Below are 8,218 nucleotides of genomic sequence, written 5' to 3'. Positions count from 1 at the left end.
AAAAAAAAAAAAAAAAAAAAAAAAAAGGCGCCCCCGCGGCCGGCCTCTTTTTTCTTTATACCGAATACTATCGCTTACAGTACGGCGACGATGGCTTCGCACAGCGGCGCCATATTGTCAGGCGTCATCCCGGCCACGTTGATACGTCCGGAAGCTACCGCATAGATGGCGAACTCTTCACGCAGGCGCAGCACCTGCTCTTTAGTCAGGCCGCTGAATGAGAACATGCCGTTCTGCTGGCTGATAAAGCTGAAGTCGCGGCTCGCGCCTTTCTCCTGCAGGGTATTGACGAACAGCAGACGCATACGCTGGATGCGCTGGCGCATATCGGTCAGTTCCTGCTCCCAGATTGCCCGTAGCGCATCGTTGCTCAGAATGATGGCGACCACGGAGGCGCCATGCGCAGGCGGGTTCGAGTAGTTGGCGCGGATCACCGACTTCATCTGACTGAAGGCGCGGTCTACAGTCTCCTGATCCGCGGCGACCAGAGTGCAGGCGCCGACGCGCTCGTTGTACAGGCCAAAGTTTTTCGAGTAGGAGCTGGCGACCAGCAGCTCTTTATGTAGAGCAGCAAAAGCGCGTAGCCCTTCAGCATCTTCTTCCAGACCGCGGGCGAAGCCCTGGTAGGCGAAATCGAACAGCGGTAGCCAGCCTTTTTCCACCGACAGCTGCGCCAGCTGCTGCCACTGATCGAGCGTCGGATCGATACCGGTCGGGTTGTGGCAGCAGCCGTGGAACAATACCACGTCGCCCGCCTGGGCTTCGTTCAGGCTGGCCAGCAGACCATCAAAGTCCAGCGCGTGGTTAGCCGCGTCATAGTAAGCGTATTCGCGCACTTCCAGCCCGGCAGAGGTGAATACGCTTTTATGGTTCGGCCAGCTCGGATTACTTACCCACACACGTTTCACGTCGGTGTTTTTGGCGAGGAAGTCTGCGGCGACACGCAGCGCACCGGTACCGCCCGGTGTCTGCGCGGTGCGGGCGCGTTTATCAGCGATAATCGCATTGCCTTTACCGAACAGCAGCTCCTGGGTGCAGCGACCAAATTCAGGAATACCATCGATGCCCAGATAGTTTTTAGTCGTTTCATTTTCCAGCAGATACTGCTCTGCTTTTTTGACGCTGGTCAGAACGGGCGTTTTACCGGTTTCATCCTTGTAAACACCAATTCCGAGGTTAATTTTTTCAGGGCGGTCATCGGCACGAAACAGATCGGCCAGACCTAAAATCGGGTCGGCTGGGGCGGCGGTAATGTTCTCAAACATGACGAGGTTCCATTGTGATTACTGAAGGGAAATCCGCTATCAGGTTAACGGGAGAATAACGAATTGCCAACCGTTTGCGACAAAAAGCGCGAAGGTTTTCGAAAGAGACGATCTTTGCCTCACGAATACAGAAAAGCAGGACCGAAGTCCTGCTTTGAAGGCATATCACGAAGGGGTGTACTGCAGATTAGAACTGGTAAACGATACCCACGGCCGCCTGGTCGTCAGTGGCGACACCAGCCGCTTTGGTGTAATCGTTGTCGTCCAGCTGGTTGAATTTATACGCAGCGTAGACGTTCATGTTCTTGTTAAAGTAGTACCAGGTACCCACTTCGATGTATTTAACCAGATCCGCATCGCCGCCGGAGAAGCCAGCACGCGACTGCAGGTCCTTGCCTTTGGTCTGTACGTAGCCGATGGACGGACGCAGGCCGAAGTCAAACTGATACTGTACAACTGCTTCAAAGTTCTGAGTTTTACCGGCGAAGTGGTTATCTTCTTCCGGAGTCATGTTGTAAGTCTGGGAGTACATGACGGCCGCATAGATGTTGTTAGCGTCATATTTTGCAGAGGTCGCCCAGGCTTCGGCTTTGTCGCCATTGCCGTCAGCTTTCTGATCCACGCTACGGTTAGAGCTGGAGTAGCCTGCAGACAGTGCGATACCGTTGTCGAACGCGTAGGTGGCTGCGGTGCTGAAGCCGTCGCCATTCTGCTTGCGAATCGCACGGTCATGGTCGTTTTTACCCTGGTACTGCAGCGCGAAGCTCAGACCGTCAACCAGACCGAAGAAGTCAGAGTTACGGTAGGTTGCGACGCCGTTGGTACGACCGGTCATGTAGTTGTCGGTGTAGTTCCAGCCGTCACCGCCCCATTCAACCAGCATATCGGTTGCCGCTTCGACGTCGTAGATCGCGCCGTAGTTACGGCCATAGTCGAATGAACCGTATTCGCCCGCTTTCAGGCCTGCGAACGCCAGACGGGTTTTTGTGGTCTGGGAACCTTCAACATTGGACGCGTCCATGTTGTATTCCCACTGGCCGTAGCCGATCAGCTGATCGTTGATCTGAGTTTCGCCTTTCAGGCCGATACGGGCATAGGTGGTATCGTCGCTGCTGGTGTCGCCATTGGTGGTCCAGACGTGCTCGCCGACCATTTTTCCATAGAAGTCCAGTTTGTTGCCGTTTTTGTTATAGATTTCTGCAGCGTTGGCTGCACCGGCTACCAGCAGGGCAGGGATCACCACTGCCAGAATATTGCGCTTCATCATTATTTATTACCCTCATTAATATTTTTTATATGAACACGTGCCACTGCCGTCAATAAGTTCTGTCAATAAAAACTTACAGAACCATTGATGAGAGTTTGGTGTCTGAAGGCATCTTTCCATCCGCGACAACGTTTCGCTAGCCGGAAAATGCTACGAATATCTCATATGAGTAACAAAACGAAAAATCATGTAACTAAATGTGTATTTAAAGGAACTTTGTGAACTTAATCAAAATTCCGTTCCACCGGATAAGGGAAAACGCCATTACTTATCTATCTATATGAATTATTTATGATTAATTTGGCTAAGCGGCAATTCGTTCATTTTGTGTATTGAATTCGTATTCTTTTTATTCAGTCTCTGTCTTTGCAAGATGTGCGGGTAAAGGTCAAAAAATGAGCAAATTTATCAGCGGTTTTGCTCAGTTATGAACATAAAGTGCGATCTACATCACCAGGATGCACCGAAACAGTGCGTAACATAATTGTGATTTCCGGGTCTTGATGTTTAAGGTTGTTGAATTTTACTAACAGTAATTGACATAAAAAAAGGCCAGCTTGCGCTGGCCTTTCAGATTGATGTCAGAAAAATTTAGAATGTCGCGTTGCGCGGCGTCCGCGGGAACGGAATAACATCGCGGACGTTCTGCACGCCGGTGACGTAAGCGATGAGGCGTTCGAAGCCCAGACCGAAGCCGGAATGCGGCACGGTGCCGTAGCGACGCAGGTCGCGATACCACCAGTAGTCTTCTTTGTTAAGCCCCATCTCTGCCATACGCGCGTCAAGCACGTCGAGACGCTCTTCACGCTGGGAACCGCCGATAATCTCGCCGATGCCCGGCGCCAGAACGTCCATTGCCGCGACGGTTTTACCGTCTTCGTTAAGGCGCATATAGAACGCTTTAATGTCTTTCGGGTAGTTTTTCACCACCACCGGCGCTTTGAAGTGCTCTTCGGCCAGGTAACGTTCGTGCTCAGAGGAGAGATCCACGCCCCAGTACACCGGGTTCTCGAACTGTTTGCCGCAGTTTTCCAGAATGGTAACGGCGTCGGTGTAATCCACCTGGGCAAAATCAGCGGTGATAAAGCGCTGCAGACGGTCGATAGCGTCTTTATCCACGCGCTCGGCGAAGAACTGCATGTCGTCCGCACGCTCTTCCAGTACCGCTTTGAAGACGTACTTGAGCATCGCTTCCGCCAGGCCGGCAACGTCGTTCAGGTTGGCGAAGGCCACTTCCGGCTCCAGCATCCAGAATTCCGCCAGGTGGCGGCTGGTGTTGGAGTTCTCGGCGCGGAAGGTCGGGCCGAAGGTATAAATCTTCGACAGCGCACAGGCGTAGGTCTCGCCGTTCAGCTGGCCGGAAACGGTCAGGAACGACTCTTTACCGAAGAAGTCTTTGTCGAAATCGACTTTGCCCTGATCGTTACGCGGCAGGTTTTCCAGATCCAGCGTCGACACGCGGAACATTTCGCCGGCGCCTTCGGTATCGGAGGCGGTGATCAGCGGGGTGGAAACCCAGAAGAAGCCCTGTTCGTTGAAGAAGCGGTGCAGCGCCTGCGCCAGGGTGTGACGCACGCGGGCTACCGCGCCAATCAGGTTGGTGCGCGGACGCAGGTGCGCTACTTCACGCAGATACTCGATGCTGTGGCGCTTGGCCGCCATCGGGTAGGTGTCCGGGTCTTCCACCCAGCCGGTCACTTCCACGCTGGTCGCCTGGATCTCAAAGCTTTGACCTTGACCCTGAGAAGCTACGACTTTACCGGTGACAATCACCGAGCAGCCGGTGGTCAGACGCAGCACTTCCTGATTGTAATTGGGCAGAGAATTATTAATAACGGCCTGTACAGGATCAAAGCAGGAACCGTCATAGACGGCGAGGAAAGAAAAGCCAGCTTTAGAATCTCGGCGGGTACGCACCCATCCGCGGACCGTGACTTCGCTGTCAACGGCAACGCGGCCCTGGAGTACGTCGGCTACAGGCACAACGCTCATAATAATCTCTCTATGTAGTCCAATAAAAAAGTCTCTTCCCCCAACAGCGGGGGGATATCTATGTTACCTGTCATCTTCCATCAGACAAGTAGATTTCGCACAGGGAAGGGTGGATTTCGGAAATAAATACCCCTCCGGGGCGTTCTTTGGCTCACCATTTCGACTTTTACACGACTTACTCGATAATGACCGTCATTTCCTGCTTCGCATTTTGCATCGACACGATGGTCCGGAAAGACTTGATATTTCCCGAGGCAAAAAAGAGTTCACGGGTTAGCGCTTCGTATTCCGCCATATCACGGACGTTGATCACGAGCAGGAAATCGAAGTCGCCAGTGACATAGTAGACCTGCTGCACTTGCGGACAGGTAACGAAACGCTGTTTATCCTCCTCAAGCAGATCGAGACGTTCATTCTCAATGGTCACCTGCACCATAATGGTGATTGGTCTTCCCACTTTACTGGCGTCCACTAAGCTAACACTGCCTTTAATCACCCCTGCATCCTCCAGTGCAGCGATACGCCGATTGACTGCCGAAGGAGACAGGCTGATCCGATCGGCGATCTCCCGTTGCGACAAGCGATTATTACGCTGCAAGAGCGTAAGAATTTTTTTATCCCATGCGTCAAGTTTCATCATATATCTCGTCCTGCAAGCCTGTGATCAACCTCACTAATGCAACGTTGTTGCGTATGAATGATAAAACAGAGTGAAAATTGCGGCGCGATGGGCAACTTTGCGCCAATTAACCGCCGGGCGCAGTGTACCATCACAGGCAGTGGGAAAGCGGTATATCGCGACAAAAAGCCTCTCACATTCTGACTTAACCAATTTAAAGCGACCGTCCTGTCTCAGGCCGCACGGATCCGTGCACCCGTCGTTTAGGCGGAATGGTCGCAAATAACGTTATCGTCGCAGGACGATATGAAAATAGAGGTGCCTGAATAGTGGACACAATTAAATTTCAACTTAACGCCCGGCGGCAGCCCTATGGCCAGGGAGCAGACTTGAGTCTGCTGAATGAAAGCGTGGGGAACGAAGTGCTGGCATTCCATCAAAAATTTCCTGATTACCGGGTCACGCCGCTGCGTAAGCTGGAATTTTTAAGCCAGCGGCTGGGGCTGGGATCGATCCATATAAAAGATGAAGCGCAGCGATTCGGTTTGAATGCGTTTAAAGGATTAGGCGGATCTTATGCGATGGGGAAATATCTCGCCGCTCTGCTTGAGCGAGATATTAATACGTTGAGCTTTGCCGAGCTTAATTCACCAGTGATTAAGGCGCGTATCAAGGACATCGTATTTGTGACTGCTACCGACGGTAACCACGGACGTGGCGTGGCGTGGGCGGCTGAGCAGCTTGGGCTGCGTGCGGTGGTGTATATGCCAAAGGGCTCGTCACCGGTACGCGCGCAGAATATTCGCCGGCATGGCGCCGAATGCACGATTACTGAACTGAACTACGACGACACAGTTCGGCTGGCGGCCAAAACCGCGCGCGAGCAGGGATGGGTTCTACTCCAGGATACCGCCTGGCAGGGCTACGAGCAGATCCCCACATGGATCATGCAAGGCTATATGACCCTCGCTGTTGAAATCTGGCAGCAGCTGGCAGAAAGCGGAGCGTCGATGCCGACGCATCTGTTTTTACAAGCCGGGGTCGGGTCGTTTGCCGGTAGCATCATGGGATATTTCATCGAAAAGATGCAGCAGCAGGCTCCCACCATCATCATCGTTGAGCCGCACAAGGCGAACTGCCTGTATCGCTCGGCAACCATTAATGACGGACTGCCGCACAGCGTCGGCGGGGATATGTCAACTCTGATGGCCGGGCTTGCCTGTGGTGAACCTAACATCACCAGCTGGCCAATGCTCCGCGACCATGCCACCTGTTTTATTTCCGCCGACGATTGTCTGGCGGCCAACGGCATGCGCCTGTTGGCCGCTCCGCGTCCAGGTACTGACGAACCTTTTGTCTCCGGGGAATCCGGCGCTATTGGCACAGGAGTGCTTTATGCGCTGATGACTCAACCGGCGTATCGCGAGCTTGCCGAATCGCTGCGCCTGAATGCCGATGCACAGGTTCTGTTAATCAGCACGGAAGGAGATACATCACCCGATGTCTATGAAGACATCGTCTGGTTTGGCCGTAATGGTTGAGCGCTATCGACAATAACAAGGGGGCCATCTTACCTACCCTACAAGCCCTCGGTATGACAAGCGTTCTGACTCATAACGAAAACATACGCGCTTTCGCGTCATGCATAGAGAGAACCTGACCGATGAATACTGAAAATATAATTATCAATAAAGGATATTCCGATCCCGCAAAGTGGCATAGCGAAGATACCGTTTGGGTCCTTGGCCTGTTCGGTACCGCCATTGGCGCTGGGGTGCTGTTTCTGCCGATTAATGCCGGAATTGGCGGCTTCTGGCCGCTGCTGATTGTTTTTGTCCTCGCTTTTCCTATTACTTATCTGGCTCACCGCGGTCTGGCGAGATTCATTTACTCTTCCAATACGCCGGAAAGCAGTATTACCGATGTTATTGGCGAGCATTTTGGCGCGCTGGCGGGAAAAGTATTTACCGTCATCTATTTCTTCGCCGTCTATACCATTCTGATTATGTATGCGGTGGCTATCACCAACACCGCGCAGAGCTTTATCACCCACCAGTTGGCAATGGCCGAGCCTCCCCGGTCGCTGGTGGCCATCGTTCTGATCCTCGGGCTGATGTTTATCGTCCGTTTCGGACAGCGTTTGATAATGCGGGTGATGAGCACCCTGGTTTATCCCTTCATCATCTCGCTTATTTTTATGGCACTTTTTCTGATTCCGCACTGGAACGGCGCAATTTTGCAAACCGTAAGCTTCAGCGCCACGGGCGATGGGCAGGGGATCATGTTATCCCTGTGGATGACCTTCCCGGTACTGGTGATGTCGTTTAACCACTATCCCATCATTTCGCCGATGGTGGTGCGCCAGAAGCAGCGTTACGGTCTGGCGCTCGCTGAGGGTAAATGTGCGCAGATCCAGCGCTACGGTATCCTGCTCATGACGGTGGTGGTGCTATTTTTTGTTCTCAGCTGCGTGTTAAGCCTGTCGCCGCAGCAACTGGCGGAAGCCAAAGCCCAGAATCTGTCGATTTTGTCCTATCTTGCCAATCAGTACGATACACCGATTATTGCCTGGCTATCGCCGATTATCGCCTTTGTCGCTATTACTAAATCATTTCTTGGCCACTACATCGGCGCCTATGAATCGCTGCGCGACCTGATTCTGGAGGCCGCCGCCGCACGCGGGAAAAAACCTGGTATTCGCCTCGTCGACGCGGTCATCCTGGTGTTTATGGTGCTTACCTGCTGGTTCGCCGCGTACAAGAACCCCAGTATCCTCGGTATTATCGAATGCATCAGCGGTCCCACCGGGGCGGCAATTCTGCTGCTGTTGCCTATGTACGCCATTCATAAATTACCGGTGCTTGCCCCCTGGCGCGGTAAAGCGAGCAACGTATTCGTCACCCTGATCGGTCTTATCACCGTATCTGCCATTTTTTACGGCATGTTCCAATAACCACCATTATTAGCGAGATGTTATATGAGTCATTATCTGCAGATTAACGGCCAACGGCTTATCGATTCCCTGTATGCACTTGGCGAACATGGTGCGCTGCCAGGCGGCGGTGTATGCCGCCT

7 protein-coding genes are annotated in these 8,218 nt (G+C 52.8%); 3 read left to right on the top strand and 4 right to left on the bottom strand.

Annotation, left to right across the window (positions count from 1 at the left end; genetic code table 11):
- Positions 1 to 74: 74 nt before the first annotated feature.
- From HMPREF9538_RS02760 to HMPREF9538_RS02775, 4 genes are all read right to left on the bottom strand, one after another.
- A complete protein-coding gene (locus tag HMPREF9538_RS02760; protein ID WP_009486263.1) occupies positions 75 to 1,265 on the bottom strand; it encodes an amino acid aminotransferase in 1,191 nt (396 codons plus the stop codon).
- 187 nt (positions 1,266 to 1,452) lie between these two features.
- Positions 1,453 to 2,532 (bottom strand): porin OmpK35, encoded by a 1,080-nt coding sequence (gene ompK35, locus HMPREF9538_RS02765; RefSeq protein ID WP_004141771.1) that lies wholly within the window; start codon positions 2,530 to 2,532, stop codon positions 1,453 to 1,455.
- Positions 2,533 to 3,123: 591 nt separating this feature from the next.
- Positions 3,124 to 4,524, bottom strand: coding sequence for an asparagine--tRNA ligase (gene asnS, locus HMPREF9538_RS02770; protein ID WP_002898206.1), 1,401 nt, complete (start codon positions 4,522 to 4,524; stop codon positions 3,124 to 3,126).
- Positions 4,525 to 4,699: 175 nt separating this feature from the next.
- Positions 4,700 to 5,161, bottom strand: a complete 462-nt coding sequence (locus HMPREF9538_RS02775) for an Lrp/AsnC family transcriptional regulator (RefSeq protein ID WP_002898209.1) — start codon at positions 5,159 to 5,161, stop codon at positions 4,700 to 4,702.
- Between the two features lie 311 nt (positions 5,162 to 5,472).
- On the opposite strand from HMPREF9538_RS02775, the gene dpaL reads away from it, so the two are divergent.
- The 3 genes from dpaL to HMPREF9538_RS33445 all read left to right on the top strand — a co-directional run.
- Entirely contained in the window at positions 5,473 to 6,684 is a 1,212-nt protein-coding gene (dpaL, locus tag HMPREF9538_RS02780; protein WP_009486262.1) for a diaminopropionate ammonia-lyase, read from the top strand.
- Between the two features lie 122 nt (positions 6,685 to 6,806).
- The gene (locus HMPREF9538_RS02785) at positions 6,807 to 8,096 is read left to right on the top strand and encodes an aromatic amino acid transport family protein (RefSeq protein ID WP_004176676.1); all 1,290 of its coding nucleotides are present in this window, start codon (positions 6,807 to 6,809) and stop codon (positions 8,094 to 8,096) included.
- Between the two features lie 24 nt (positions 8,097 to 8,120).
- The coding region (locus HMPREF9538_RS33445; protein WP_261674245.1) for a hypothetical protein at positions 8,121 to 8,218 on the top strand (98 nt) is incomplete at its 3' end.

It is taken from the genome of Klebsiella sp. MS 92-3, assembly GCF_000195655.1.
GTDB classification, from domain to species: domain Bacteria; phylum Pseudomonadota; class Gammaproteobacteria; order Enterobacterales; family Enterobacteriaceae; genus Klebsiella; species Klebsiella pneumoniae.
This window is presented reverse-complemented; position numbering and strand designations above follow the sequence as displayed.

Excerpts from the sequence above, each read along its gene's own strand:
- HMPREF9538_RS02775 (WP_002898209.1), bottom strand. The coding sequence starts at position 5,161 with ATGAAACTTGACGCATGGGATAAAAAAATTCTTACGCTCTTGCAGCGT.
- asnS (WP_002898206.1), bottom strand. The coding sequence starts at position 4,524 with ATGAGCGTTGTGCCTGTAGCCGACGTACTCCAGGGCCGCGTTGCCGTT.
- ompK35 (WP_004141771.1), bottom strand. The coding sequence starts at position 2,532 with ATGATGAAGCGCAATATTCTGGCAGTGGTGATCCCTGCCCTGCTGGTA.
- HMPREF9538_RS02785 (WP_004176676.1), top strand. The coding sequence starts at position 6,807 with ATGAATACTGAAAATATAATTATCAATAAAGGATATTCCGATCCCGCA.
- HMPREF9538_RS02760 (WP_009486263.1), bottom strand. The coding sequence starts at position 1,265 with ATGTTTGAGAACATTACCGCCGCCCCAGCCGACCCGATTTTAGGTCTG.